This is a genomic window from Parachitinimonas caeni (assembly GCF_030129945.1).
GTDB classification, from domain to species: domain Bacteria; phylum Pseudomonadota; class Gammaproteobacteria; order Burkholderiales; family Chitinimonadaceae; genus Parachitinimonas; species Parachitinimonas caeni.
The window spans coordinates 251,001-277,251 of the sequence record NZ_JARRAF010000001.1 but is presented as its reverse complement, the minus strand read 5'-3'; the positions used below and the strand labels follow the sequence as shown (position 1 = coordinate 277,251).

Annotated in this window: 20 protein-coding genes and 1 riboswitch; of the genes, 8 read left to right on the top strand and 12 right to left on the bottom strand. The window is 59.0% G+C overall.

Annotation, left to right across the window (positions count from 1 at the left end; all coding sequences use genetic code 11):
• Window positions 1-4: 4 nt before the first annotated feature.
• The 5 genes from PZA18_RS01180 to PZA18_RS01160 all read right to left on the bottom strand — a co-directional run bounded on the left by PZA18_RS01180 (window position 5) and on the right by PZA18_RS01160 (window position 3,420).
• Window positions 5-607 carry a DUF4390 domain-containing protein gene (locus PZA18_RS01180; RefSeq protein WP_284098934.1) on the bottom strand — a complete coding sequence of 201 codons (603 nt, stop codon included), beginning with the start codon at window positions 605-607 and terminating at the stop codon, window positions 5-7.
• A complete protein-coding gene (gene rsmB / locus PZA18_RS01175; protein ID WP_284098933.1) occupies window positions 576-1,844 on the bottom strand; it encodes a 16S rRNA (cytosine(967)-C(5))-methyltransferase RsmB in 1,269 nt (422 codons plus the stop codon). Before rsmB ends, PZA18_RS01180 begins: the two co-directional genes overlap by 32 nt.
• A 53-nt stretch (window positions 1,845-1,897) precedes the next feature.
• Window positions 1,898-2,194, bottom strand: coding sequence for a SelT/SelW/SelH family protein (locus PZA18_RS01170; protein WP_284098932.1), 297 nt, complete (start codon window positions 2,192-2,194; stop codon window positions 1,898-1,900).
• 155 nt (window positions 2,195-2,349) lie between these two features.
• Entirely contained in the window at window positions 2,350-2,673 is a 324-nt protein-coding gene (locus tag PZA18_RS01165) for a rhodanese-like domain-containing protein (protein ID WP_284098931.1), read from the bottom strand.
• A 93-nt stretch (window positions 2,674-2,766) separates the two neighbouring features.
• On the bottom strand, window positions 2,767-3,420 hold the full coding sequence (locus tag PZA18_RS01160) for a protein-L-isoaspartate O-methyltransferase family protein (protein ID WP_284098930.1): 654 nt from the start codon (window positions 3,418-3,420) through the stop codon (window positions 2,767-2,769).
• A gap of 163 nt (window positions 3,421-3,583) precedes the next feature.
• Window positions 3,584-3,715: riboswitch (TPP riboswitch) on the top strand.
• Window positions 3,716-3,772: 57 nt separating this feature from the next.
• Here PZA18_RS01160 and thiC point away from each other — a divergent pair.
• Complete coding sequence (gene thiC / locus PZA18_RS01155; RefSeq protein WP_284098929.1) at window positions 3,773-5,689, top strand: phosphomethylpyrimidine synthase ThiC; 1,917 nt, start codon at window positions 3,773-3,775, stop codon at window positions 5,687-5,689.
• A 54-nt stretch (window positions 5,690-5,743) separates the two neighbouring features.
• On the opposite strand, the gene PZA18_RS01150 is transcribed toward thiC, so the two are convergent.
• From PZA18_RS01150 to PZA18_RS01135, 3 genes are all read right to left on the bottom strand, one after another.
• Complete coding sequence (locus tag PZA18_RS01150) at window positions 5,744-6,112, bottom strand: hypothetical protein (protein ID WP_284098928.1); 369 nt, start codon at window positions 6,110-6,112, stop codon at window positions 5,744-5,746.
• Window positions 6,112-8,172 (bottom strand): DNA (cytosine-5-)-methyltransferase, encoded by a 2,061-nt coding sequence (gene dcm, locus PZA18_RS25440; RefSeq protein ID WP_308447314.1) that lies wholly within the window; start codon window positions 8,170-8,172, stop codon window positions 6,112-6,114. Before dcm ends, PZA18_RS01150 begins: the two co-directional genes overlap by 1 nt.
• A 147-nt stretch (window positions 8,173-8,319) precedes the next feature.
• Window positions 8,320-9,351: a MerR family transcriptional regulator gene (locus PZA18_RS01135; RefSeq protein WP_284098927.1), complete on the bottom strand. Its 1,032-nt coding sequence runs from the start codon at window positions 9,349-9,351 to the stop codon at window positions 8,320-8,322.
• 139 nt (window positions 9,352-9,490) lie between these two features.
• Between PZA18_RS01135 and PZA18_RS01130 the strand changes: the two genes are divergently transcribed.
• Window positions 9,491-10,795 (top strand): hypothetical protein, encoded by a 1,305-nt coding sequence (locus tag PZA18_RS01130; protein WP_284098926.1) that lies wholly within the window; start codon window positions 9,491-9,493, stop codon window positions 10,793-10,795.
• 37 nt (window positions 10,796-10,832) lie between these two features.
• Here the strand turns inward: PZA18_RS01130 and PZA18_RS01125 are convergent, their stop codons facing one another.
• On the bottom strand, window positions 10,833-11,696 hold the full coding sequence (locus tag PZA18_RS01125) for a hypothetical protein (protein ID WP_284098925.1): 864 nt from the start codon (window positions 11,694-11,696) through the stop codon (window positions 10,833-10,835).
• A 352-nt stretch (window positions 11,697-12,048) separates the two neighbouring features.
• Between PZA18_RS01125 and PZA18_RS01120 the strand changes: the two genes are divergently transcribed.
• Window positions 12,049-14,109: an NHL domain-containing protein gene (locus PZA18_RS01120; protein ID WP_284098924.1), complete on the top strand. Its 2,061-nt coding sequence runs from the start codon at window positions 12,049-12,051 to the stop codon at window positions 14,107-14,109.
• 151 nt (window positions 14,110-14,260) lie between these two features.
• Window positions 14,261-14,698 (top strand): DUF2846 domain-containing protein, encoded by a 438-nt coding sequence (locus PZA18_RS01115; RefSeq protein WP_284098923.1) that lies wholly within the window; start codon window positions 14,261-14,263, stop codon window positions 14,696-14,698.
• 114 nt (window positions 14,699-14,812) lie between these two features.
• Here the strand turns inward: PZA18_RS01115 and PZA18_RS01110 are convergent, their stop codons facing one another.
• Window positions 14,813-18,088 carry a DEAD/DEAH box helicase gene (locus tag PZA18_RS01110; RefSeq protein ID WP_284098922.1) on the bottom strand — a complete coding sequence of 1,092 codons (3,276 nt, stop codon included), beginning with the start codon at window positions 18,086-18,088 and terminating at the stop codon, window positions 14,813-14,815.
• 170 nt (window positions 18,089-18,258) lie between these two features.
• On the opposite strand from PZA18_RS01110, the gene PZA18_RS01105 reads away from it, so the two are divergent.
• The 3 genes from PZA18_RS01105 (at window position 18,259) to PZA18_RS01095 (ending at window position 22,198) form a co-directional block, all read left to right on the top strand.
• Window positions 18,259-20,247, top strand: a complete 1,989-nt coding sequence (locus tag PZA18_RS01105) for a peptidase U32 family protein (protein ID WP_284098921.1) — start codon at window positions 18,259-18,261, stop codon at window positions 20,245-20,247.
• Window positions 20,244-21,182, top strand: coding sequence for an isoaspartyl peptidase/L-asparaginase family protein (locus PZA18_RS01100; protein WP_284098920.1), 939 nt, complete (start codon window positions 20,244-20,246; stop codon window positions 21,180-21,182). The genes PZA18_RS01105 and PZA18_RS01100 overlap by 4 nt, the downstream gene beginning before the upstream one ends.
• A gap of 83 nt (window positions 21,183-21,265) precedes the next feature.
• On the top strand, window positions 21,266-22,198 hold the full coding sequence (locus tag PZA18_RS01095; RefSeq protein ID WP_308447313.1) for a DUF1186 domain-containing protein: 933 nt from the start codon (window positions 21,266-21,268) through the stop codon (window positions 22,196-22,198).
• A gap of 86 nt (window positions 22,199-22,284) precedes the next feature.
• Here PZA18_RS01095 and PZA18_RS01090 read toward each other — a convergent pair whose 3' ends face one another.
• Together PZA18_RS01090 and PZA18_RS01085 are read right to left on the bottom strand one after the other, a co-directional pair.
• The gene (locus PZA18_RS01090; protein WP_284098919.1) at window positions 22,285-23,295 is read right to left on the bottom strand and encodes a sensor histidine kinase; all 1,011 of its coding nucleotides are present in this window, start codon (window positions 23,293-23,295) and stop codon (window positions 22,285-22,287) included.
• A gap of 300 nt (window positions 23,296-23,595) precedes the next feature.
• Window positions 23,596-24,291 carry a Rossmann-fold NAD(P)-binding domain-containing protein gene (locus PZA18_RS01085; RefSeq protein WP_284098918.1) on the bottom strand — a complete coding sequence of 232 codons (696 nt, stop codon included), beginning with the start codon at window positions 24,289-24,291 and terminating at the stop codon, window positions 23,596-23,598.
• Window positions 24,292-24,498: 207 nt separating this feature from the next.
• On the opposite strand from PZA18_RS01085, the gene PZA18_RS01080 reads away from it, so the two are divergent.
• Window positions 24,499-26,001: a YifB family Mg chelatase-like AAA ATPase gene (locus tag PZA18_RS01080; protein ID WP_284098917.1), complete on the top strand. Its 1,503-nt coding sequence runs from the start codon at window positions 24,499-24,501 to the stop codon at window positions 25,999-26,001.
• Window positions 26,002-26,251: the final 250 nt, after the last annotated feature.

Sequence of the window (26,251 nt, the reverse complement as noted above, 5' to 3'; positions counted from 1 at the left end):
AGACTTACTCCGGCGAGGTTTCTTCGAGCAGCAGCTCGCGTTTGGGCGACTCCACCACCCACTCGTCCTGCCCCAGAATCGACAACTGAAAAGGCTTGGGCAGTTTGGAAGTATCCAGGCGCATCATCAGCTCACCGCCCAGCCGCATATCACTGAATGGGCCTTTGCGCGTCAGGCCACCGCGCTCGAATACCTTCCAGTCCCGAACGATCCCCACCACGCGCAGGGCTTCAGACAGGGTACTGAAGCTCTGGAACAATGAGCCGACGCTGACCCGGTAACTTCGGGTAAGGCTATGGTAAGACAGCTTGATTTCCTGGCGCGAGGTCGAATCAAACCAGTCACTGAGCTGCCGGTATGCCCAGTACCAGCGCGGCCGGGTGAGATTGAACTCGGAGGTGAATACCAGCGGCACACCGGCAAGCAATGCCGATTCGTGCACTTCGTCGAGCGTAATCTCGAACTTGGCATCAATGAAATAGTGGCCATCCTGGCCATAGCTCTGCGCTGACTGGATCTTGATCCCGCCCGCCCAGACAGGCAGGCAGGCCAGCAGCAAGGCCAGGCTGAGCAGGCTATTTCGCCAACAATGCGTAGTAAAAACCATCGTGATCATCGTTGGGCAATAGTTGGCCGTGAGAGGGTAGGGGGGCAGGCAAGGGCACACGCCGGGCTTCTGGGTGACGCGCCAGAAATGCCGTGAGCTGCTGCGCATTTTCCTGCGGGAATACCGAGCAGGTTGCATACAGCAACAGACCGCCCGGCTTCAGACAGCCCCACAGGGCTTCGAGCATGGCGGCCTGCTGTGTCGCGAAGTTTGCAAAATCCTCGGGCCGGCGCAGCCACTTGATATCCGGATGACGCCTGACCACACCGGTGGCACTGCAGGGCACATCGGCCAGGATCCGGTCAAACTGCTGACCATCCCACCAGCGCTGTGGCTGGCTGGCATCCCCTTCGAGCAAATGGGCCCGCAGTTGCAGCCGCTCCAGATTGCCACGCACCCGATCCAGCCGCTTGGCATCGACATCGACTGCCGTCAATTCGACATCGGCCAGTTCAAGCAAGTGACAGGTCTTGCCCCCCGGCGCAGCACAGGCATCCAGCACGCGCATGCCCGGCTGCACATCCAGCAACGGCGCCGCCCATTGCGCACCAATATCCTGGACCGACACCCAGCCTTCGGCAAATTTGGGCAGACGATCCACCGCAACCGGCTGCTCCAGCTGAATACCCACGCTGCTGACAGCGCGAGCGGCCAAGCCTTCGGCGGCCAGCAAGGCCAGATAGTCGTCGCGCTGGCACTGGCGCTGGTTGACGCGCAAGCTCATCGGCGGCCGGCCATTCGATGCCGCAATCAACGACGCCCAGTCGGCCGGATAGGCTTGACGCATGGTGTCCACCCACCAGGCTGGATGGTCATGCGCCGCAACCGGGTCTGCCGCCGCAGCGGCTTCCAGCTCGTCCTGCTGGCGCAGATAGTTTCGCAGTACCGCATTCACCAAGCCTTTGCCGCGACCACTGCCCAATTTGCCAGCCACTTTCACGGCATGATCAACCACCGTATAGGGCGCCGCCCGGCTATGCCGCAGCTGGTAAATGCCCGTCGCCAGCAGGGCGTGCAAGTCCGGCTCGTGAATCGGTCGGCTCAACAGACGTTCCAGTATGAAACGGATGCGGCCATAAGCGCGCAGCGTGCCGTAGCTGATGTCCTGCACGGCAGAGCGCTGGCGCGGCAAGAGCGTGGTTTCACGACGCCAGGTGGCCAGAAGCGTGTCGGTGAGATTGCGACCGCCCAGCACGGCAGCCACGACTTCACAGGCAAGGCGTTGGGTAAGAAACACGAAACAATACTCCCGTAGGCGACTCGGCGCCCTAGATCAGTGGGTACAAAAGCTCAGCTACTTTGGTTATCAATATGGCCTAGCGGCCTCTCCGGTACGATCACGTCTCGCACCCGTCGCTTCAATTCAGCGGCGTCAGGAAACCCCTGCTCGGCTTTCCGGCACCAGATCAAGGTCGAACCGACCTGTACCTGAAATATGCCACCCGTTGCAGGTTGCAATGCCACCTCAGCGAGATCGGCATCGAAGGTTGATAACAATTCCTGCGCCAACCACGCCGCCCGTAATAGCCAGCGGCATTGTGTGCAATACCGTATTTCGATGCGAGGCTTGTCAGCAAGCACGGTCATGAGACACCCCCCAGTGAATTCCAGCCCGCATCATAACGAGCGGCAACCGATACCGCCGGTTTGTCAGCCCGATCCAGGCCAGACTGTATGACGCCTGCGACGCCGCTTGCTTTGAAAGCTTGCCCGGCGTGACCGGCAAAAAAAGCCAACAGCGCCTAGTAGCGCGCCATCGTCGGCTCGACTACCTCCGCCCAGGCCGCAACACCGCCTGCCAGATTAAACACTTCGGCAAAACCTTGGCGCTCCAGAAACGCAGCAACCTGATAGCTGCGCATGCCATGGTGGCAAATGCAGACCACATCCTGTTCCGGATCAAGCTCTGCCAACCGCTGCGTGACCGTACCCATTGGCATCGACATCGAACCTTGAATCTGGCAAAGCGCAAACTCCCACGGTTCGCGAACATCCAGCAATACTGGCTTGGATCGCGTCGGATCGGCCAGCCATTCGGCCAGCACGCCGGGCAATAATTGTTGCATGGGGTTACTCCACAGAAAAAACCGGGGCGCCACAAGGGCGCCCCGGTTTGCTCACTTGATACGCCGGGCATTGCAAATACCCAGCACTATTTATCAGAACGTAAAACGGGAAGGCTGAGGTGCGTTTTGCAGCGGCGGCATCATCGTTTCAAACAGACGCAGCTCACCAAAGCCATCGGCCTGATCGCGCGTGATCAGCGTGGCCGACATGACCGGTGCCGAACCGACGATCACAAACATACGCCCGCCTGGTGCCAGCTGCTGCTTGAGCGAATCCGGCACAACAGGCATTGAAGCGCCCGCCACAATCACGTCGTAGGGTGAATGCTTGTCCCAGCCCAGTACGGCATCGCCGACTTCGACGGTCACATTCTTGATGCCAGCGCGAGCGAGGTTGGATTTGGCCTGCTCAGCGAGCTCTGGCTGAATTTCGACGCTGTAGACATGCCGCGCCAGACCCGCCAGCAAAGCGGCAAGGTAACCGGAGCCACTGCCAATATCGAGTACCCGGTCGGATGGCTTGATTGCCAGCTCCTGGGCAACGCGGGCTTCCAGCTTGGGTTGCCACATTTTTTGGCCGTGGCCGATCGGCAGCTCTAGGTCAGCGAGCGCGATCTCCCGCTGGTTGGCCGCAACGAAATCTTCGCGCCGGAGCTTGAACAGAAGATTGAGCACCGTCTGGTCCAGCACATCCCACGGGCGGATCTGCTGCTCGACCATATTGAAGCGGGCTTTTTCGAAATCCATTGTCGTTTTGTCCTTTGGCAAGCATCCCGCAAACGGGAAAAGCAAGGCAAAAAATCCGGTTCTGACGGCACAAAACCTGTATCGACAGGGCCGGAAAAATCTTGTGAATCTTGAAATTATCCCATATTTGCTATAGCTTCGACAGCCATCCGAAGCACCGGCTTCGTCACGCTAGGGGTTCTCGCCCAACCGCCGGTCCGCCAAACCAGAGTAGACCACTTAACGGGCGAGATGAGAGACACCCTCATAACCTGATCCGGCTAACACCGGCGTAGGGAAGCGCTCCCGGCCGTTCGTCCGTAGATCGTCCGTCCGCCTTCCTTGCCGTTGTAGCAACCAAGGAGGCCACGCAATGAATGCGCCACATACTGCCCTGTCACAAACCGCCCATGTCGATGAAGCTGCGGTTCAGCCCTTTCCCGCCTCACGCAAAATTTATGTAGAAGGTAGCCGGCCCGACATTCGCGTGCCGATGCGCGAAATCAGCCAGACCGACACGCCCACCAGCTTTGGCGGCGAAAAAAACCCGCCTATCTACGTTTATGACACCAGCGGTCCTTATACCGACCCAGTGGCACAGATTGACGTACGCAAAGGGTTAGCACCTCTTCGCGCCCAATGGATTGCCGAGCGGAACGACACTGAACAACTGACGGGCATGAGCAGCGATTACGGCCGCGAGCGTGAGGCCGATCACAGTCTGGATGTGCTGCGCTTCGAGCTGACGCGCAAACCGCTGCGGGCCAAGGCCGGCGCCAACGTCACCCAGATGCACTATGCCAAGCGGGGCATCATTACTCCCGAGATGGAATACATCGCCATCCGTGAAAACCTGCAGCGCGAACAGTACATCGAATCACTGAAGGTTGCTGGCGGCAAACTGGCGGATCGCATGGTTGATCTGCTGACCCGTCAGCATCCCGGCCAGAGCTTTGGTGCCGCCATCCCGCAAACCATCACGCCGGAGTTTGTTCGCGCCGAAGTGGCCCGTGGCCGTGCCATCATCCCCGCCAACATCAATCACCCAGAATCCGAGCCGATGATCATCGGCCGCAATTTCCTGGTGAAGATCAACGGCAATATCGGTAACAGCGCCGTTACCAGCAGCATCGAAGAAGAAGTCGCCAAGATGACCTGGGGCACCCGCTGGGGTGCCGACACCATCATGGATTTGAGCACCGGCAAGAACATCCACGAAACCCGTGAGTGGATTCTGCGTAACTCGCCGGTACCAATCGGTACCGTGCCGATCTATCAGGCGCTGGAGAAAGTGAATGGCAAGGCCGAAGACCTGACCTGGGAGCTATTCCGCGACACCCTGATCGAGCAGGCCGAGCAAGGGGTGGATTACTTCACCATCCACGCTGGGGTCTTGTTGCGCTATGTGCCGATGACGGCCAAGCGCATGACTGGCATCGTCAGCCGTGGTGGCTCGATCATGGCCAAGTGGTGTCTGGCCCACCACAAAGAGAATTTCCTCTACACCCACTTCGAAGATATCTGCGAAATCATGAAGGCCTACGACGTCAGCTTCTCGCTGGGCGACGGCCTACGCCCCGGCAGTGGCTGGGATGCCAACGACGATGCGCAGCTGGGCGAGCTGAAGACGCTGGGCGAGCTGACCCAGATCGCCTGGAAGCACGACGTGCAGACCATGATCGAAGGTCCCGGCCATGTGCCGATGCAGCTGATCAAGGAAAACATGGATCTGCAGCTCGATTGGTGCGACGAAGCGCCGTTCTACACCCTCGGGCCATTGACTACCGACATCGCGCCCGGCTACGACCACATCACCAGCGCTATCGGCGCCGCACAGATCGGCTGGTACGGCACCGCCATGCTCTGCTACGTCACGCCGAAGGAGCATCTGGGCTTGCCGAACAAGGATGACGTGAAGGAAGGCATCATGGCTTACAAGATCGCTGCTCACGCGGCGGATCTGGCCAAAGGCCACCCCGGCGCGCAGATCCGCGACAACGCGCTATCGAAGGCCCGCTTCGAGTTCCGCTGGGAAGACCAGTTCAACCTCGGCCTCGACCCTGACCGCGCCCGCGAATACCACGACGAAACCCTGCCGCAGCAAGGTGCCAAGGTAGCGCACTTCTGCTCGATGTGCGGTCCGCATTTCTGCTCGATGAAGATCACGCAGGACGTGCGCGACTTCGCTGAAGCGCAGGGCATTGCCGCTGAAGAAGCGCTGCAAAAGGGCATGGAGGTGAAGTCGATCGAGTTCGTGAAGAAGGGGGCGGAGGTGTATCACAAGGAGTAATTGACTGGCACTCCCGATAAAAAGCAGCCGAATCGGCTGCTTTTTGCTTCCTTGCTACCAACTGGAACAGTGCGGTGACAAAGTAACATCCCAGAAATCTATTCTGCGAAATGCCGACAGTAAATCAGACACAGAACCCCAGACGGGCATTTCTTTGATTTCGTCTTTTGTAGCCGGTCGAATTCCCAAGAGCTCGTGAAATGCGTGGTCATCAATTGATGACTCTCCCGCAGAGTATTCGTACAGTATTTGATACAAAGTTGGAATACCTATCTGTTCGGCAACAAATACGCCGTCACCTTCCACGCATTTCGATAACTCTTCAACCTCTGCGTCGGAGAACCATCCCGACAATAAAATTGCGCCAAAAGCCTTGTAGTTACTGGCATCTCTGTAAAGGTACTCAAAAATGCTGTACTGCATCACTCAACCGTCCTGCTGTCGATAAACTCTTCGTTCCGATGCCGTGAAATAAAGCTCAAACTAGGCGTGAATCGTTCTGGCAATTCGATTGTGACCCCCTCCAACGGCAAGAGAACCGACTTGATGAAAGTATCCTCTTGGCGCTTCAATTTATCCGAAATAATGATCTTGAAATCATCATTTAAAGTGATCAATCCTTGGTCAAATGCGCGATCATGCAAAGCTGACAAACACAGTCCATTACTCGGATTAAGTCGATTTAACTTATCCTTACTCCAAGGAACAATATGGCTAGCTATTAACAGGCGTGGCTCAGCTACGCCCGACATACAGCAACGTCCACGATAGCTACTGAGCACAGCGCGACGGAAGAAACTTTGTTTAATACGTTGTTCGATTACCACTTGCCGCGTTTCGCCACTGAAATCCTCTGGGATAAGCAACTCATCGGATTCATCCGTTGCAGGAGTTGGATCAATACTGCGCCGTAACACTTCGCACTCCACGGCAAGCAGCTCCCAATTGGCATGAAATTCAGCCCATATTTCACGATCAAGGCTTGATGCGCCATCTAGGCCCTTTCGGCCCGAAGCAGTAATGGCAGGGTCAAGACTGGCGAAATTCACCAATTTCATCGCGACCGCAGATGGGGTTCGCTCGATCAGTTGCGCGAGTCGGACAATCTCGGGGTTGGTCTTGTGCAGCTTGCCGAAAGGTAGTTGGCAATAAAGGTGAAACGCCAGCTTGAGTTGTTCTCTTGTCCAGTTCTTGTTTGTCGCCACAATTTTCGGCACTGCAATGGTGTTCGCAAGCGCCGCCTCCTTGAGAGTGAGATACGGAGCCATAAGTGTAGCGGCGACATTGATCATCGGTACGACAGCAGCTTCTGAAAACTGCCTGTAAGCCCTCGTATCCGACACAGGAATCCTGAACGTATCCGGAAAGCCCATCAGCCGTGCGCATTCACGCGGCGTGAGGCGGCGCGGATTTTTGCCCTCGCCCTGATCGACCAGAATTTCCGAGCCATCCTTGTAATAGCGGGCCGACAGCGTACGGGTAACGCTCTCCGGCCCCACCAGCCCGAAGCCGAAACCATTGCCCTTGGCACGATGCTTCTCGGCATAGTTCTGCAGGTAAGTCCACAAGTTGGGGGTAAGTGTGTATTTATCGGGCACTTTGCAGGCTTGGTGATCGAAAAAACGATCTTCATCCCACGGAAGTCTCGGCTCGCTACCATCGGTGCGATGCAGGATGTCCTTGAGTTTCGCGGAGCCTTTGGCGGGCAGGGCCAGCGCATCCCAATCGAAAGCAACGGGCTCGCGAAAGCCGATGATCAGGATGCGTTCGCGATGCTGAGGGGTGAAGTGCGCACCATCAATTACCCGATAGTGAATGTGATACCCCAGCTGTTCGGTAAGGGTGCGCCGGATGACGTCGAAGGTACGGCCTTTGTCATGCGAGAGCAGATTCTTCACGTTTTCGAGCAGGAATGCCCGGGGTTGTTTGGCTTGAATGATTCGCGCGACGTCAAAAAACAGGGTGCCTTGTGTTTCGTCTTCAAACCCATGTGCCCGCCCCAGCGCATTTTTCTTGGAAACACCGGCAATACTGAATGGCTGACAAGGGAATCCCGCCAGCAGTACATCGTGATCAGGTATTTGCTGTGCGGGTTCAGTGATGGTGGTGATATCACCATGAGGGGGATGCCCGTCATGCCGAAAGTTTTCGATATATGTCTTCTGGGCGTAGCTATCCCACTCACTGGTAAACACACACTGACCACCGATCTGTTCGAAGGCTTGCCGGATACCACCAATACCGGCAAACAGATCAATGAAGCGGAAGCTGGTCTGGCGGTCAGGTTCCGGGGTGTCAAAGGGCAGCATCAGCTGTAGCGCCGGGCCCAGATAGGGTGGTGGGTCATTTTCGCGGGTTTCCCATCGGCGCAAAGTGCGCTCGGGAATACTCAACGCTTTGGATACTTCTTTCTGGGTGTAGTGCTGACGCACACTCATCAAGAGAGCATGAACGGACTCTGCGGGATCAGTATCTGGTTTCATTGAAATTACTATCTGGGAATTTTTGCGGACATTATGTCCTGGTTCATACCCAGATAAATAGTATTCATTTGCCGGCCGGCCGAGCCGACTTGATCATGGTTTATCCACGAGTGGATTTCGCAGCTGGCCGACAGGTCATTCTGGCAATCACGCCACGCCAGCCACCCCTGCAGCCTGAATGAACGCCAGCATCGCCTGATCGACGCCAGTTCGCATCAGCAAGGCGGGTTGTTCTTCGAGCGCAGTACGTAGTTTCTGGCGTGTCGCCGGGTCTTCACCGGCGAACTCGCGGGTCAGCAGTTCCCATTGCTGGGCGGCGGCTTGGACTTCCTTGCTATCGGGGGTGGCACCTGCGTTCATCAGGCGGCGCACTTCGGCAATCAACGGTAGCCAGCCTGTGGGATTCTTGCCGTAGTGGGCGCGCATGCGGACCATTTCGGTGTCGTTGAGGTAGTGGGCATAAATAGCAAGCCTGGCGTGCGCCAATGCCTGTGTAATGTAGGCAAGCATGTCCGGGGCAATACCGGTCTGGGCCTGCATGCTGGGTTCCTGCCGCATCATCAGCGCAGATTTGATCAGCAAGGCAGGGTTGCTGCCGGTGAATTGATGAACCAGAGCGCTCCAGCGACGGGCCGCATCCTGCGTGGCCGGATCATCGACGGGCGTACCTGCATCCATCAACTGCCTGACTTCGGCGATCAGTGCAGGCCAGCTTTGCTGGGCGGTCGCGATGGCAGGGTCAGCCTGGCGTTGTTGTAGTTCGGCTTGTTCTTCGGTGGTGAAGTATTTGTCGTACACGGTCATTTGCTCCAATGTGCTTAACCAGTCAGCCAGCTCGGGTTCGCCACCCCGCGCCAGAACGTCCCGCAAACGGCCAAGACGATCACGCAATGCGATGGCTTCGGTAATCTGCAGAGCAAGCGCCTGCAATTGGCGATCAATCAACGCGGGTAATGCCGAACCTTGGCTGGCAAGCGTTTCCCCGATCTCCGCCAGCGGCAAACCCAGCTGCCTCAGCGCCAGAATGCGATGCAGCCGTGCGATGTCCTCGCGGTTGTAAAGCCGATAACCGGCATCAGAGCGGGCAGAAGGCGACAGCAGGCCCAACTCGTCGTAATGGTGCAGGGTGCGCACGGTCAGGCCTGTACGTTTGGCCAGATCGCCGATTTTGAGCAGCATGTTTATCTCCTTCCACCTCCACTGTCGGGCCTCACGTGGCGTGAGGGTCAAGCGGTATAGTACTAATAAGCCACCCGGCAGCAGTTCCCCCGACCACCGCCAGAGCAAGACCGGCACGCCGCTTCACCCTGGAGGATCTATGACTCACTATCTGATCGGCTTATCAGGCATAGCATTGCTGGCCAGCCACTTTGCCGTCGCCGACAGCTTTCCGCCCGCCGGCAACCCTGCTGGCCGTTGCCCGATACCTGCTGAAGCGGCAGCGGAAGACGTCTCCAAACCCAGTAACGTCATCGGCAATGGCACGCCGGCCAGTTGCACCAGCGATGCGGTGGTCAGTGCGGTGGCCAAAGGCGGGGTGATTACTTTCGATTGCGGGCCGGAACCCATCACGATCACCCTCAATCGCACAGCCAAGATCTTCAACAATACGGGGCCAAAGATCGTGATTGATGGTGGAGGCAAGGTCAGCCTCAGTGGCGGGGGCAATACGCGGATTCTGTATATGAACACCTGTGACCAGGCCCAGGTGTGGACCACGCCGCATTGCGATAATCAGGATCATCCGCAGCTGACGGTGCAAAATCTGACTTTCCTCGACGGCAATGCCAAGGGGCAGAATCCCGACGGCGGCGGGGCGATCTGGGTGCGGGGAGGACGTTTTAAGCTCATCAACAGCCGCTTTTTCCGCAACCAGTGCGATGACACCGGACCCGATGTCGGCGGCGCTGCAGTTCGGGTATTTAGCCAGTATCAGAATCTGCCGGTGTACGTTGTCAATTCGACTTTTGGTGGGCGCAAGGATCTGGCAAACCGCTGCGCAAATGGCGGCGGACTCAGTAGCATTGGTGTGTCGTTCAGCGTGCTCAACAGCCTGTTTTCGCATAATCAGGCGACTGGCGTTGGCGCGAATCCGGCCCGTAGCGGTACTCCGGGCGGCGGAAGCGGCGGGGCCATCTACAACGATGGCAATACCTTCAACCTGCAGCTATGCGGCAGCGACCTCAATCACAACACGGCCAATGAAGGCGGTGGGGCCATTTTCTTTGTCAGCAATGATCGCAGCGGCACGCTGTCGCTGGATCAATCCGACCTCAGTGCCAACCCAAGCGCCGGCTTTGAAACAAGCGGCTACCCTGGCATCTTCTTTCTTGGCCAAGGCACGCCTCGGCTTACTGCCTCCCATCTCAGCAAAGGCCTGCCCACCACCACGATGGATTGCCTGTTCAGCTGGGCCGAGCGCACTTACCCGACGCACCTGAGCCCGGCAGGCGCCGCTGCATTGAGCAGCGCCCCGTACTACTTTCGTCATTACGCGGGCAGCGGTAGCTATCTTGGTATTTCTACTGACGATGGCCATCTCTACTACCTGAGCGCCAGCACCGGCCCACAGCCCTTCGATCTGGGCGCTTATGCCATCTGGCGTCTGACGGCCGGGTGCTGAACAAGCGACAATCCAGGATTCTCGGCTTGAGTGCGGGTTAGCGAAAGCGGCCGGTTCCGATCTGGCGGTCGGACATCAAGTCGGCAAAGGCCATTTCCAGAAGTTCGGTATGCGGCACAAAGTCGGCAGGGGGCTTGTTCCAGAAGTCCCTGGTGGCTTCCAGATGAACGCCGGATACGAACACTTTGCCCTGCCCATACGAGAACTGCGCCACGGCGATGCCTTCCGGATGGGGAACCTTGCCGGCAGAGGCCAGATACTTGCCGAGAATCTCCACCCGCTCTTCGCCCAGCAACAGGGTCATAACCGAACCCGCCTGAAAATACGCACCAAATTCCAGCTTGGTCGGTAACCAATACAGCTTTTCGATGCGCTCGACGGCATCTTCGTTCGGAAAGTTGTCGGCTTCCATTGCGGCGATGTTGAGCGCATTGAAAGCGAACTTGTCGTCCTGATACCGGGCCTGGGCAACAATGGCGCCGCCGCAGATTCCGGCATAGCGCCCCCCGGCCCGCAACCAGTCTTGAATAGCCTGGATCGACGCCGGCGTCATGGCCTGGCTTCCGCCTTTGGCCCAGGCACTCAAGTCATCGTCGGTACCAGGAATCACAAAGATCGAACGCGCAGGCAATGCCTTCAGTGCCTGCGGAACCTCCGACCACTGCCGCACCACTCTAGCCTCTGGTGCCAAGGCTTTGAGTTCTGGTGTCCGCGGCTGCCTGATCAGATCAAGAACCGGCTCTTCGCAGCCCTTACATACCGGCGCACCGGCGTAGACCAGCACCACAGGCGCCTCCACCGATTTGCCAGATTGACCTTTCGATGCACCACTGGCTGCCCATACCGTCTGGTATGGCAGAAAACTGGATAACACGGCTGCACCAGCCAAAATCATTCGCATAGATATTCCTCTTAGCCATTCCGGAGAGTTCGCCGCCACGCAGGCCCCCGGCCAAACCCCATCCTGCCATCGTCACCCGGTATTTCAGGGGTCGCTGCAGGTGCCAATGCTTACCTAAGCTCTGTTGACGTTTTGTTTCCGGTGAAAAGCAAGACGTCCGCAGCACTCAGCAAAGACGCCAGTTTGCGCGGGTGCCACACACCACTTCCAGTGATCTCTGGCTAATCTGCGGCGCGATTAGCATTTGGTTAGAGGCCGCTCCAGGCTGCCTCCGGGCTTGGTTAACGCTGCAATAAGCCTTAATCTGCGGGCCTTTTCACAGGGAAGGGCACGTGGCATGAGGTATTTCGGTATGGCAATCCTGACGGGACTTCTGATTGGCGGTGCAGGCATTCTCCCCGCAGGCGGTACCGTGCCGGCCCTTGCAGGCACGGTTGGCCAAAGGCCATCCACCCCGCAGATTTTGCAACCTGTCCTGCTGGCCGGAGAGGGTATCCGGGGGTGGCGGGATGGCGCCGCCGGTCAGGCCCGGTTTGCCGACCCTTACGGCATTGCCGCCGACAGCGCCGGCAATCTCTATGTGGCCGACGCGGGCGACACAAACCGCATCCGCCGCCTGGGCGCAGACGGCCAGGTCAGCACCCTGGCTGGGGGGCGCGAAGGTTTCGCCGATGGCAAAGGCACCGCTGCTGCGTTTCATACCCCCTCTGGCCTGGCGCTGGATGCCACCGGCAATCTCTACGTAGCCGATACCGGAAACCACGCTATTCGCAAAATCAGCCCGGCCGGGCTTGTCACCACCCTCGCCGGCACCGGCCAGTCGGGCTTTCGTGACGGCCCGGCACGGCAGGCTCAGTTCAACGGACCGATGGCAATAGCGGTGGACAAGCAGGGCCGGGTCTACGTTGCCGACACCTACAACGACCGGATTCGCCGCATTGATCTCGACGGCATGGTCACCACCCTCGCCGGTGGCAACCATCCTGGTTTTGCCGATGGCCCAGGCACCAGCGCACGTTTTGACACGCCCTGTGGCCTCGCTGTCGATGCACAGGGCAACGTCTGGATTGCCGATACCCGCAATCGTGCCATCCGCAAGCTAGCCAGTGATGGCCGTGTCAGCACACTCGCCCAGGCCGACAAGGAAGACGAGCAGGCGCCACTGCGGCGCCCGCTGGCCATTACCGCCGGTACCGACGGACACCTGTATGTCGGCGAAATGAGCCACGGGCGGCTGCTGCGCTTTTCGCCGCAAGGCGATCTCAGCATCCTGATCGGCGCCACGGCCGAGCGTATCAATCGCCCGGCCGGCATCGCACTCGGCCCACAAGGCAAGCTGTACTTCAGCGATGCGCAAAGCTACCGGGTCTACCAAGCCAGCCCTAATCCCCCAGCACTCAGCATCGTCCGTCTGGGCCCCGCGCCCACCAACCCCTTGCCCGCCACGCAGCAACGCTGGCCACTGGCACCACAAAACAGCTGGCATGAAGTGGTTGGCACGCTCGGTGAAGTGCGCGGTAAGGACAAGGGCGACAGCCGCGACCATCTGCATAACGGCCTGGATATCCGTGCCGATGTGGGCGAGAAGGTACTGGCCATTGCCGGCGGTAAAGTCAGCGACCCACTGGCCAACTGGGGCTACGACAAACAAGGCGAAGGGATGGTCATTGACACGCTTGGCTATATCCACATGAAAGTCGGCCGCGATGCCAAAGGAAAAAATCTCGACCCGGCGCGCTTTCAACCGGTGCAGGATGATGCCGGCAAACCGCGAATCCGCATCCGGCGAGGCACCCGCTTTCAGGCCGGCGAAGCACTTGGCAGCGTCAACAGCATGGCGCATGTGCATCTGACTCTGGGGGCCGATAACGACCTGCGCAATCCCCTGCAGCTGGGCTTCAAGGGCTATGCCGATAAAGTACCCCCGCGCATCGAGCAGATTGCACTGCTGACCCCGCAAGGCAAACCGGTTGGCCAGTTAAACCAGGGCACCCTGCATCTACCTGCCAAGAGTGGCGCGCTGCAACTGGTTGTCGAAGCCAGTGATCAGGTCGATGGCAACCAGCCCCAGCGCCGGCTTGGCCTGTACGCGCTCGGCTACCAATTGCTGCGTGCCGATGGTTCAGCCCTACCCGGCTTCGAGCTGCCTCGCATGAGTATCGAATTCAGCCACCTGCCCGCCGACCCGGATGCCGTTAAATTCATCTACGCCGAACAAAGCGGCATCACCGTACACGGCAGCGCCACCACCCGCTTCCGCTACAACGCCCACCACACGCTGCGCAATGGCCGCACCGAAGCCGGTAGCCTGGTACTGGATCAGCTACCGGCAGGGGAATATCTGCTACGAATTGTCGTGAAAGATTTTGCGGGGAACGAGGGGGTGAGGCTGCAGAGGGTGAGGCTGGGATAGGCACTGTTTGCAAAACCCAACATCTTGTTTGGAAATTTTTCTTTCAAATACAAAAACTTGGGAAATTCAGCAAACAGGCTATAAAATTCCGCCCGTAACGCACGGTTACAGTAAAAATTGCTTCGATCTAGATTGAATGAAGGTAAATACCATGTTGAAAAAGCTGTTTGCAGTAGCGGGTTTGTCGATTTTTATGGTGGGCTGCGCATCGGTTCCGATGGGAGACCCAGCTAAGGACGCAGAACTGAAGAAATTCTCCAGCAAGCCAGAAGTTGCAGGCGTATATATCTACCGCAATGAATCGTTTGGTGGTGCAGTCAAGATGGATGTTGCCGTCGATGGCAAGGAACTGGGTTCGACCGCAGCCAAGACCTATCTCTACACCGAAGTCGCTCCTGGCAAGCACACCGTGACCTCAAAGGCCGAAAACACCGCAGAACTGACACTCGACGCAGTGGCCGGCAAGCTGTACTACGTATGGCAAGAAGTCAAAATGGGCGTAATGTCGGCTCGTTCGAAACTCAGCCTGGTAGATGAAGAAACCGGCAAGAAGGGTGTTAACGAATCCAAGCTGGCCGCTGGAAAGTAATTTCCCGGAGCCAAATTAGCTTCGTATAAAAAATGGGCGGTCTTCCGCCCATTTTCATTTGTTGCATAGAGAACGATAGGTCATTCAGTCGCCACCTTTCAGCGTTAACTCCCCTCACTCCAACGGCGCCAGCAGTGCCGCCAAATCACTCTCGTCAAACTTCGGGGTATCGCTGTGGTCGTCGCTGAGGATGCCGGCGGCGAGTTGGGCTTTGCGGTCTTGCAGGGCAAGGATGCGTTCTTCGATGCTGCCAGCGGCGATCAGCTTGTAAACAAACACGGGTTTGGTCTGGCCGATGCGGTGGGCGCGGTCGGTGGCCTGGTTTTCAGCGGCGGGGTTCCACCAGGGGTCGAAGTGGATAACGGTATCGGCAGCGGTCAGGTTGAGGCCGACGCCACCGGCTTTCAGGCTGATCAGGAAAATCGGCACTTCACCGCTCTGGAAGCGGCGGACCGGCGTATCGCGGTCCTGCGTATCGCCGGTCAGTAACACGTAGTCGAGCTTGGCCTGGTCGAGTTCGTGCTCGATCAGCGCCAGCATGCTGGTGAATTGGGAAAACACCAGCACGCGCCGGCCTTCTTCGATCAGTTCGGGCAGCATCTGCATCAAGGCATCGAGTTTGGCGTGTTCCTTTACCGTCTTGGCGCTGTCCTGTTTGAGCAGGCGTGGGTCGCAGCAGACCTGCCGCAACTTGAGCAAGGCGTCGAGGATCTCGATCTGGCTGCGGGCAAAGCCTTTGTCGGCCACGGCCTGCTTGATCTTGGCATCCATCGCCGCCCGCACGGTTTCGTAGAGTTCCCGCTGACGGCCTTCGAGCTCGATTTCGCGCAGCATGATGGTTTTCGGTGGCAATTCTTTCGCCACTTCGTCTTTCTTGCGACGCAGGATGAAGGGTTTGATGCGGCGGGCCAGCAGGTCTCGCCGCTCGGCATTGGCACGCTTTTCAATCGGTGTGCGCCATAGTTTGGTGAAGGCTTTGTTGTCACCCAGAAAGCCGGGCAGCAAGAAATCGAATTGCGACCACAACTCACCCAGATGGTTTTCAAGTGGCGTGCCCGTTATGGCCAGCCGATGACGGGCATTGAGCTGGCGCACCGCGTCGGCACTACGGCTGGCGGCGTTTTTGACGGCCTGGGCTTCGTCGAGAATCAGCAGGTGGTAGTCGTGCTTGGCCAGAGCGTCCAGATCGCGCCAAAGGAGCGGATAGGTGGTCAGCACCAGATCATGGTCGGCGATGCGGTCGAAGTCCTGTTTGCGCTGGTTGCCTTGCAGCGACAGCACTTTCAAATCGGGGGCAAAGCGCTCGGCTTCATGTCGCCAGTTGGGCACCAGCGAAGTCGGCAGCACAATCAGCGCCGGTCGGTCGAGTCGGCCCTGTTCTTTTTCGAGCAGGATATGCGCGAGTGTCTGGGCGGTTTTACCGAGACCCATATCGTCAGCCAGAATGCCCGCCAATTCATTGGCCCGCAGGTATTGCAGCCAGGCCAAGCCTTGCAACTGGTAGCTTCGCAGCGTCAGGGCCAGCCCTTGTGGGGGAACTACCGCCTTAACCTCTCCAGCCTGCTGCAATTTGACGGCCATCTGGCGAGCCACTTCGATACCGTTGGCTTCCCAGCCCTCCAACGCTTCAACCAGTCGCGGCGCATCGTAGGCGCCGAGGGCGAGGTGATCACCGGTCTGATCGAGCAACTCGACCAGCATTTCCAGCAGGGGCTTGATGCGGCCAGCGGGCACCTGCATGCGTTGGCCTGCAGGCGTTTGCAGAATCACAGGCAGCGTGTCGGGCAAAGACTGTCGGTAGAGCGCATCCAGCCAGTCTGGCTGGCGTTGGACCAGGTCGGCCAGTAGCGGCGCCAACGGCAGTCGGGCGCCCTCCAGTTCGATCTCCAGCCCGACGGTGTAGCCTTTGTCATGGCTGTTGATTTCAGCAAGCCAGGCCGTCGGTTCGGCAGCCCAGTGGCGGAAGCTGTCGTGAAGGCGTACTTCCCAGCCCAAAGCCTTCAGCTTGGCAATGGATTGCGCCACGAATAAAGGCCAGTTTGCCTCACTGGCCAGGGCGTGTCGCCCTTGTGTGCAAAGCATGATCTCATCGGAGGCCTGCAGATTTCTTTCGCCGAGGGGCTTGAGACCGAACTTGCCCAGCTGCCTGAGCCGTGCTTTTTCTGCTTCCTGATCGCGCACAATCAGAAATGATTCGCCCTCATCTGTCCGGCCTATGGTTCGCCCATCCTCGGGACGCACCGGAAACGGCCCATACCAGAACTCGGGCGTCGCCAGATCGAGCAAGCCGCCACGCTGCGCCGGGTAATCCCGATAGCCATAGAGCAGGTCAATCAGTACCGAATCCAGATGCAGCACCGCACGGCCCAAGCCTTCCACCTTGGCCATCGGGCGAGCAGCGGGAAGTAGCTGGGGGGGCACTTTGCCTTGCAGATGGCTGCTGACCAGCGGCAGATCGTGATCGCTGAGCGGTGGAATCGTCATCAGTTGCTGCCAGACATGCCAATCGCCATCCAGGCGTACCGGCCCGACTTCGCTTCCACGCACATCCAGATAGTAAGGGCTGCTGAGCTGCAAGAGAAAAGCCTGTGGCTCCGTCCTGCACTCCGGCACCAACAAACCTTTCTCGTTACGCTGCCAGCTCAGATGGCCGGGTCGCTCCGATCCGGCCTTCAGAACCATCGAGCTTATCCGGCCATCGTCCAGCTCCAAGAAAAAGCGCTTGGTTTCGAGCAGTTTGGCCAGCAATGTCTTGTCATTCCGCCCCCCGAGCAGATAACAGCTCCCCCAGTAGCCGGGGCCCGTATGGGTCTTGAGCAGCTGCAGTATCGACAGGTCTTCTTCGCTGATAAAGCTGATCGGTTTGCGCAACGCATTGTCGAGGTTGTTCCAGATTTCGATTTTTCCGGCCAGCCGGCCGTCCACCACACTGCCAGCCTTGGCCATACGAATTTCTGGCCGATGAGGCAAACTCATATTCAGCAGGTAGATCAGTTGGCTGCTGGGCGCTTTCTTGGCAGCGGCTTTCTTTTGGGGGGAGGTCGGTTCGAAACTGGCCAGCCATTCCAGCACCAGTGGGTTCACCCCGTCGGGCGTTGATTGCTGTTGCTGCAATCGGGCCAGCAGGGTCGCGGCAGCATGTTTACAGTTGTGGCCGACCGGGCAGCTGCAATCAGCATGAAAGCTGACCTCGCCCGTTGGCAAACGCTCACCCTTGATAATGACCCGATAGGGCTTTGCCATGGAGCCTTGTACCTGCGCCACCAGCAAACCCAATTGGGTCGAAGCGCTCAGCACGTTTTGAATGATGGCTTGACCCTTTTTGGCTTCGGCTGCGCCCAGGCTACGAACAACGTCATCACGGGTAAATATAGGAAACGCAAAGCTCATGGCGGCTAGTACAGATCATTGGCAAGCCGGGGATTGTAATACGCCCATCACCCCCTAGCCGCGCCGCGCGCTTGCCAACACCGCAGCTGGATCGGGCCAGCCGCTTGGGATAGTCTCTAATTGATTGATTCTGTTATCCTTCCCGCCCTTTTCCCGAACTGGTTGCCGCCATGAGCCTGTTGCCGCATCAACTCGAACTGTTATCGCCCGCCAAAACTGCCGATATTGGCATCGAAGCCATCCTGCATGGGGCGGATGCGGTGTATATCGGCGGGCCGTCATTCGGGGCGCGTCACAATGCCTGCAACGAGGTCAGCGAGATTGCGCGGCTGGTGCAGTTTGCACATCGCTACCATGCGCGAATCTTCGTCACCCTCAATACCATCCTGCACGATGCTGAACTGGAACCCGCTCGCAAGCTGATCCACCAGTTCTACGATGCCGGCGTCGATGCCCTGATCATTCAGGACATGGGTTTACTGGAGCTGGATCTGCCACCGATCCAGCTGCACGCCTCCACCCAGTGCGACATCCGCAGCCCCGAAAAGGCACGTTTTCTGGCCGAATCCGGTTTTGACCAGATCGTGCTGGCCCGCGAGCTGACGCTGGAGAAAATCCGTGCCGTGCGGGATGCCGTGCCGACCGATACCACGCTCGAATTCTTTATCCACGGCGCCTTGTGTGTCGCCTATTCCGGCCAGTGTTATATCAGCCATGCCGATACCGGCCGTAGCGCCAATCGGGGCGACTGCTCACAAGCCTGCCGTCTGCCCTACACCATGACGGACAATCAGGGGCGCGTGGTGGCCTTCGAGAAACACCTGCTGTCCATGAAGGACAACGACCAGAGCGCCAACCTTGAAGCGCTGATCGATGCTGGCATCCGCAGCTTCAAAATCGAGGGTCGCTATAAAGATATGGGCTATGTGAAAAACATCACTGCCCACTACCGGCACCTGCTCGACGAGATTCTGGAACGTCGGCCGGATCTGGCTCCCGCCAGCAGTGGGCATAGCGAAATCTTCTTTACCCCGAATGTCGATAAAAACTTCCATCGCGGCCACACCGACTACTTCGTCAATGGCCGCGAAGGCGGTGACATCGGCGCCTTCGATTCGCCCAAGTTCGTTGGCGTACCGGTTGGCAGCGTCACGCGTCTGGGGCCGGATTGGTTCGAGCTGGAAACGCCCGAAGCGCTCGCCAATGGCGATGGCCTCAACTACATGCACAAGCGGGAAGTCATGGGTTTGCAGGCGAATGTGGTGAAGCCGGTCGGGCAGGGGGACGAAGCCCCCCTCTGGCGGGTCTGGCCCAATGAGGCCATGCCCGCACTGACCGGCCTGAAAGTCGGCACTGGCGTCAATCGCAATCGTGATCACGCCTGGGAACAAGCGCTGCAGAAGAAATCCGCCGAGCGCAAGATCGACGTCTGGCTCCGGCTGACCGAATCCGATGATGGTTTGCAGCTGACCCTGACCGATGCTGATGGCCTCAGCGCCAGCGCCAATCTGCCACTGGCATTGGAACCCGCCCAGAACGCCGATAAAGCCAACCTGACGCTGCGGGACAATCTGGCCAAGCTCGGCAACACCCCGTTCCGTGCTGTCGAAGTAGTCCTGGCCTTGCGCCAGCCGTGGTTTGTGCCGGCATCCAGCATCAATGCCCTGCGACGTGAGGCTGCCGAGCGGCTGGAAGCTGCTCGCATTGCTGCCTGGTCACGACCGCAGCGCAAGGCCGAAACCGTGCCACCGGCGACCTATCCGGAAACCTCGCTCAGCTATCTGGCCAATGTCTACAACCAGGCGGCGCGTGCGTTCTATACCCGTCACGGCGTACAGCTGATCGACGCGGCTTACGAATCCCACGAGGAAGCCGGCGAAGTCAGCCTGATGATCACCAAGCATTGTCTGCGCTTCTCCTACAATCTCTGCCCGAAACAGGCCAAGGGCGTCAAAGGCGTACAAGGCCAGGTCAAAGCGGAGCCGATGACCTTGAAGACCGGCGATGAGACCTACACCCTGCGCTTTGACTGCAAGCCTTGCGAGATGCATGTGGTGGGCAAAATGAAAAAGCACATTTTCAACGCACCACCGCCATCGAGTGTGCCGGTATCGCCGGTCACCTTCTTCAAGAAGCGACCGGAGACCAGCCAGTCATGACCGCTCCCATCGCCATGGCCATTCACGGCGGTGCCGGCACCATCCGTCGCACCGATCTCACCCCGGAGCGGGAAGCCGCGATCCGGGCCGGGCTCAATGCCGCGCTGGACGCCGGGCTGGTCGTTCTGCAAGCCGGCGGGGGTGCGCTGGATGCGGTCGAGGCCGCAGTCATCGTCCTGGAGGATGACCCCTTGTTCAACGCCGGGCGGGGCGCTGTATTCAATGATGCCGGCTTGATTGAACTCGAAGCCGCCATCATGGATGGCCCCAGCCGCCGGGCCGGTTCGGTCACGGGCGCACGCCGGGTGCGCAACCCGGTACGGCTCGCCCGCCGCATCATGGAACAGACCCCGCATGTCACCTTGGGGTTTGCGGCCGCTGATGCCTTTGCCGAGATTCAAGGTCTGGCCCTGGCCGATGCGGACTATTTCTTCACCCAGACGCGTTGGGATGCTCTGCAGAGCGAGTTGGCACGGCTACGCGATGGTGGCGCGGCTGAAGCCGTCAGCGAGCAGGTCAAGCATGGCACCGTAGGCGCCGTCGCCCTTGATTGCCAGGGCCACCTGGCTGCCGCCACCTCGACCGGTGGCCGTACCGCCAAGATGGCCGGGCGGATCGGCGATACGCCGGTCATTGGGGCCGGAACCTGGGCCGATGATCGGGTCGCAGTATCGGGAACCGGGCACGGAGAGTTTTTCATTCGCTGTGCCGTCGGCCACGACATTGCCGCCCGTATCCGCTACGGCCACGCCAATCTTGTCGATGCCTGCGACGCTGTCATCAACCAAGAGATGGTAAAGATGGGCGGCACGGGCGGCGTTATCGCTATCGACCATGCCGGCCATATCGCCATGCCCTTCAACTGCGAAGGCATGTACCGGGCCGCCGTCGATGCCGAGGGCAAGCGTCAGATCGCGATTTACCGCGAAACCTGATACATGCGATAACCGAAAGTCTCCCCCGGCATCGGCCTCTGAGATAATTCAATTTTGTACAGCCTCCCCAAGGACACACTGCAATGACAACCCCTACCATGGACTGGCCTGCCATCCGCGCTGAGCTGGAACGCTATAACAATGTCTTTCCGCAAGCCGCCGTCGAGGCGGTCATGCAGGCGCCAGAACAGGCCATTCCGCATCTGGTGCAGGAACTGGCCGACTGTGCCGCCAACCCACAACCACGGCTCGACCCCAACGACACCTGGATGCTGCATCTGTATGCGCTCTACCTTTGCGCCACACTACGTGTCGAAGCCGCTTATCCCCATTTGCTGAATCTGGCCCAGCTTGACACCGAGACCCTTGATGAAGTGCTGGGCGATCATGTCACCGAAGGCTTGCCTCGCGCGCTGGCCGCTACCTGCCCAGCCGGCGCGGAAGGCGAACTGACTGCCCTGGCCCAGAACCAGCGTTGCGATATCTGGGTACGCTCTGGCGCGTTGCGCGCGCTCACCTTGCGGGTGCTGGAAGGGGATTATCCGCGCGAAGCCCTGCATGCCTGGCTGGTAACCACCGCCAATGCCGAAGCCCAACGCATGCGTGACGAAGGCATTACCGGCGATATTCATGGCGAAGGCGGCATGCTGACCTGGCTGGAAATTGCGCTGGCAGAAATCGGCGCGGGCGATCAACTTGATACGGTACGCAGCTGGTTTGATGACAAGCTGATTGATGAAGAAATTGAAGGCTGGAAAGGCGCTCAGAATGACCTGAGCCGCGACTGGGCCACATGCTTGGAACAGGAGCTCAACCACGGTTGGGGCTACCCCAGTGATATCGTCGCGGAGATGGGGCGTTGGGCCTGTTTCTCGGATGAGGACGATGACGAAGAAGATGATGAGGAAGCCGGCCCGCCCCAAACCCCGTTTGTGCGTGCAGAACCCAAGCTCGGTCGCAATGACCCTTGCTCATGCGGCAGTGGCAAGAAGTACAAGAAGTGCTGTGGCGCTTGAAGTACTGGCGTTAACAACGCAGGCACAATGAAAACAGGGCGGATGATTTCCGCCCTGTTTCACGTGAAGCATTGTTGTTTCATTGGTCATTTGTCCCGATGCGGCAGCGCCAGATGAATCTGGTAGTAATCGCTGCCCACGGTGGTCTTCAGCTGTGCTTCGGCATCGAAGTGCAGAAACAAACGCTCCCGGATATTCGCCATCGCCATCTTGTTACCAGCATGATGCTTGCCGCCATCCGGCAGATAGGGATTGCGGATGTCGATATGCACCTGGTCCCGTACCCGGAAAACATTGATCGAAATCACCCCCGGCACCGACGACGGTTCAATGCCGTGGTACACCGCGTTTTCCAGCAAAGGTTGCAACACCAAGGGCGGAATTTTGGCATCAGCCGGCATCTTGTCGATATGCCACTCAATGCGCAGGCGCTCGCCCAATCGCAGCTGCTCGATGCTCAGATATTGCCGTGCCAGCTCGATCTCCCTTTGCAGGGTCGATAAATCACGGTTATCCGCCATAAAGACCCGGAACAGATCTGCCAGATCTTCCAGCGCGCGCTCCGCTTTACGTGGCTCACTGCGGATCAGGCTCAACACCGCATTAATACTGTTGAACAGGAAATGCGGCCGTATTCTCGCCTGCAGTGCTTGCAGACGCGCCTCGGTCAGCAAGGGTGACAAGGCCCGGCTACGCAGACGGAAGTAGCCGAGAATCAGCCAGCAGATGCCCATCCCCCACAGGCCGGTTCGGGTCCAATCAAGCACCGTGGTCGTTTCCAGCTCCCGCAGGGCAAAGCGGGCCCCCCATGACATCATGAAGCTGATGATCAGACACAACACCACCCCCTGCCAGTAGGGAAGCCGGCTCAGCCAGCGGTTGACAACAAAACCCGACATCACCGACAGCACCAGCGCCGGCTCCAGAAACGCTGCCGTCGTTGTATAGCGGCGGATCGCCTCCAGCAGGGTTTCCGCCCCGCCGAGCGCGGCGACCAGCGACATGACATTGACCGAAATCAGTATGCGCATCATCACACCCAGATTTCGAAAATCCGGCAGCTGGTCGGGAATGCGCTCAGGCAATACCTGACTCATCATTGACTCCTTGAATTAGGCTCTGCTGACATTTTATTTCCGGATCGCGTTTCGTCGGATTTGGGTCTGATGCAAGGCGAAAAGCGCGCCGCTTAGTGATAAGCCACGCGATTTTTAACACCGCAGCAGGCCCAAATCCGTCGAAACCCTCCGGGCTAGGTCGATTTTTGGGGCATGGCGTTGTTAGGGTTCGCTTATTTAGCCCGCTAAACCTCGCTTACCCTGCCTAGCCCTGCCCCAAAACTCGGCCTGGCGCGACCGGAAACAAAACGTCAACAGAGCCTAGGTTCTGCTGATGCCTCATCGCCGCCCCCCCGACGTTGTATCACCCGCCCCCAGGGCCAGAAAATCCGCGTGGTACAACAGTTCCAGCCCACTGCCGGCCCGTTCAACGTTCACCGCCATTGCCCGTCCCAAAGTCTCGACCGGTATCGGCCGAAAGCGATCAGGCAACACCCCCGCCACTTTGGGAAACAGCCACTGGTTGATGCGGTCCGGCATTCCATAGCGTACCGCCTCGGTCAAGAGCAGAGCCGGTCGGAACAGGCTGACCCGGTCAAACCCCGGCGTCTGGATTGCTGCTTCCGCCTCGGCCTTGATCCGGCTGTACAAAAGCCGGCCTTTGGCATGGGCATTCACTGCACTCAGCAACGAGATATGGCGGGCGCCAGCATGCTTGGCCAGGCGCGCAAATGCCGCCGGATAATAGACATCGGTCTTCCACAACATCGCCTGGCTCAACTTGGACGGCTGCCCGGCACCGAGCGTACAGATCGCAACCTCGCATTCGAGATCGGCCGGATCAAGCTCGTGCAGACTGTCAAAGTCACACATGCGCTGATCCAGCTTGCGTAAACGCGGCACCGACGCATCCAGGGGCCGCCGTACCAAGGCCACGACCCGACTGCAACGGGGTGACGCCAACAGACAGGCCAGCGTCGCGGCACCGACCGCACCACTGGCCCCCACCATCAGAACTCGGTAGCTATCAGGCATGGCAATTCTCGCAAGGGTATTCTCTTTTCATAGATCGAAATTGGCTTACATCCCGAACGAAAGCGTCGTTTCCGTCCATTTGACCGCAAAAACCGCGCCAGGACTTCATTTGCGCCTTTCAATCGGCCGGCGGATCGCCTAGAACCCAAGGGAGATTCGACCAATCGTGCATCGGCCCTCACCGGGCACCAACCCCAATCACCACCTATGTCGCTCGCCATCGTCCACAGCCGCGCCCTTGCCGGGGTCAGCGCTCCGCCGGTCACGGTCGAAGCCCATCTGGGCAATGGACTACCCAGCTTCACCGTTGTCGGCCTGCCCGACGCCGAGGTCAAGGAGGCCCGCGACCGGGTGCGCGCAGCCATCCAGACTGCCGGCTTCGAATTTCCCGCACGCCGGATCACCGTCAATCTGGCACCTGCCGATCTACCTAAAGCTTCTGGCCGTTTTGATCTGCCGATTGCCATCGGCATCCTTGCCGCTTCCGGGCAGATTGATGGTCGTGAACTCGACAAGCTCGAATTCGCCGGCGAACTGGCCCTGACCGGCGAGCTGCGCCCGGTGCGTGGCGCCCTGGCCATGGCGATTGCCGCACGCGATGCCGGCCATGCCTTCATTCTGCCACCCGCCAATGCCGACGAAGCAGCCTTGGCGCAAGGTGCCGCAATCTATCCGGCCGCCTCACTCCTCGCCATCGCTGCGCATTGTGCCGGTAGCGACCGACTTGCCCGTCACATCGCCCAGCTTACCCCCCAAGCTCCGGACTACCCCGATCTTTCTGAAGTCAAAGGCCAGCAGCATGCCAAGCGCGCACTGGAGATCGTGGCTTGCGGAGGACATTCCCTGCTGATGATCGGCCCCCCCGGCACGGGCAAGTCGATGCTGGCAGCCCGTCTACCGGGCATCCTGCCCGCCATGAGCGAAGCCGAAGCGCTCGAATCCGCTGCCATCCAGAGCTTGGGCAGTGCCGGCTTCGACCCCAGCCGTTTTGGCTCACGTCCCTACCGTAGTCCCCATCACACATCTTCTGGCGTAGCACTGGTGGGTGGAGGCAGTGACCCGCGCCCTGGTGAGATCAGCCTTGCGCATAACGGTATTTTGTTTTTGGACGAATTACCCGAATTTGACCGGAAGGTACTCGAAGTCTTGCGCGAGCCGCTGGAGAGCAACCGGATTACCATTTCGAGGGCAGCCAGGCAGGCTGACTTTCCCGCCGCTTTTCAGCTGGTGGCCGCGATGAATCCCTGCCCATGCGGCTATCTGGGTGATAGCCGTTGCCGCTGCACCGCCGACCAGATTGCCCGTTACCGGGCACGCTTGTCCGGCCCGCTGCTCGACCGGATTGATCTGGTGATTGAAGTGCCGGCATTACCCCACGCACAGTTGGCGGGGCCTGCCGACGGTGAAAGCAGCAGCGACGTGCGGGCAAGGGTAGCTCAGGCCCGGCAGTTACAGCAGCAGCGCCAGGGAAAACCCAATGCCCGACTGCGGGGCCATGCGCTCGATCGTCATTGCAAGCCCGACAAATCGGGCCAGCAACTACTCGATACCGCCGTGGCACGGCTGGGTCTGTCTGCACGCGCCTACCACCGCATCCTGCGTGTGGCCCGCAGTATTGCCGACCTTGCCGGCAGCAATCCGATCAGCAGTCCGCATGTGGCTGAAGCGATTCAGTACCGACGCGGTCTCGACCCACGCTCTCCGACATGATCCGCAGCAAAACCGCTGTAACAGTCCGCGCCCACACTGTAGCGCCGCAAAAAAGTGCTCGTAGCGCCAATGAGTGGGTTTTCTTTTTTGGCAAGCCGTGGTTGAATAGGTCAGATCAAACGCTTGTTTGAAATGTATAGGCAGGTATCTCATCAGACCTCCTATATTTTCCAGGGCAATCGGCTCACCCGGCCGGCTGCCACAGCGAGCCTCAACCAGGCATCGCCAGACGCTGTACCCTTGATTTCGC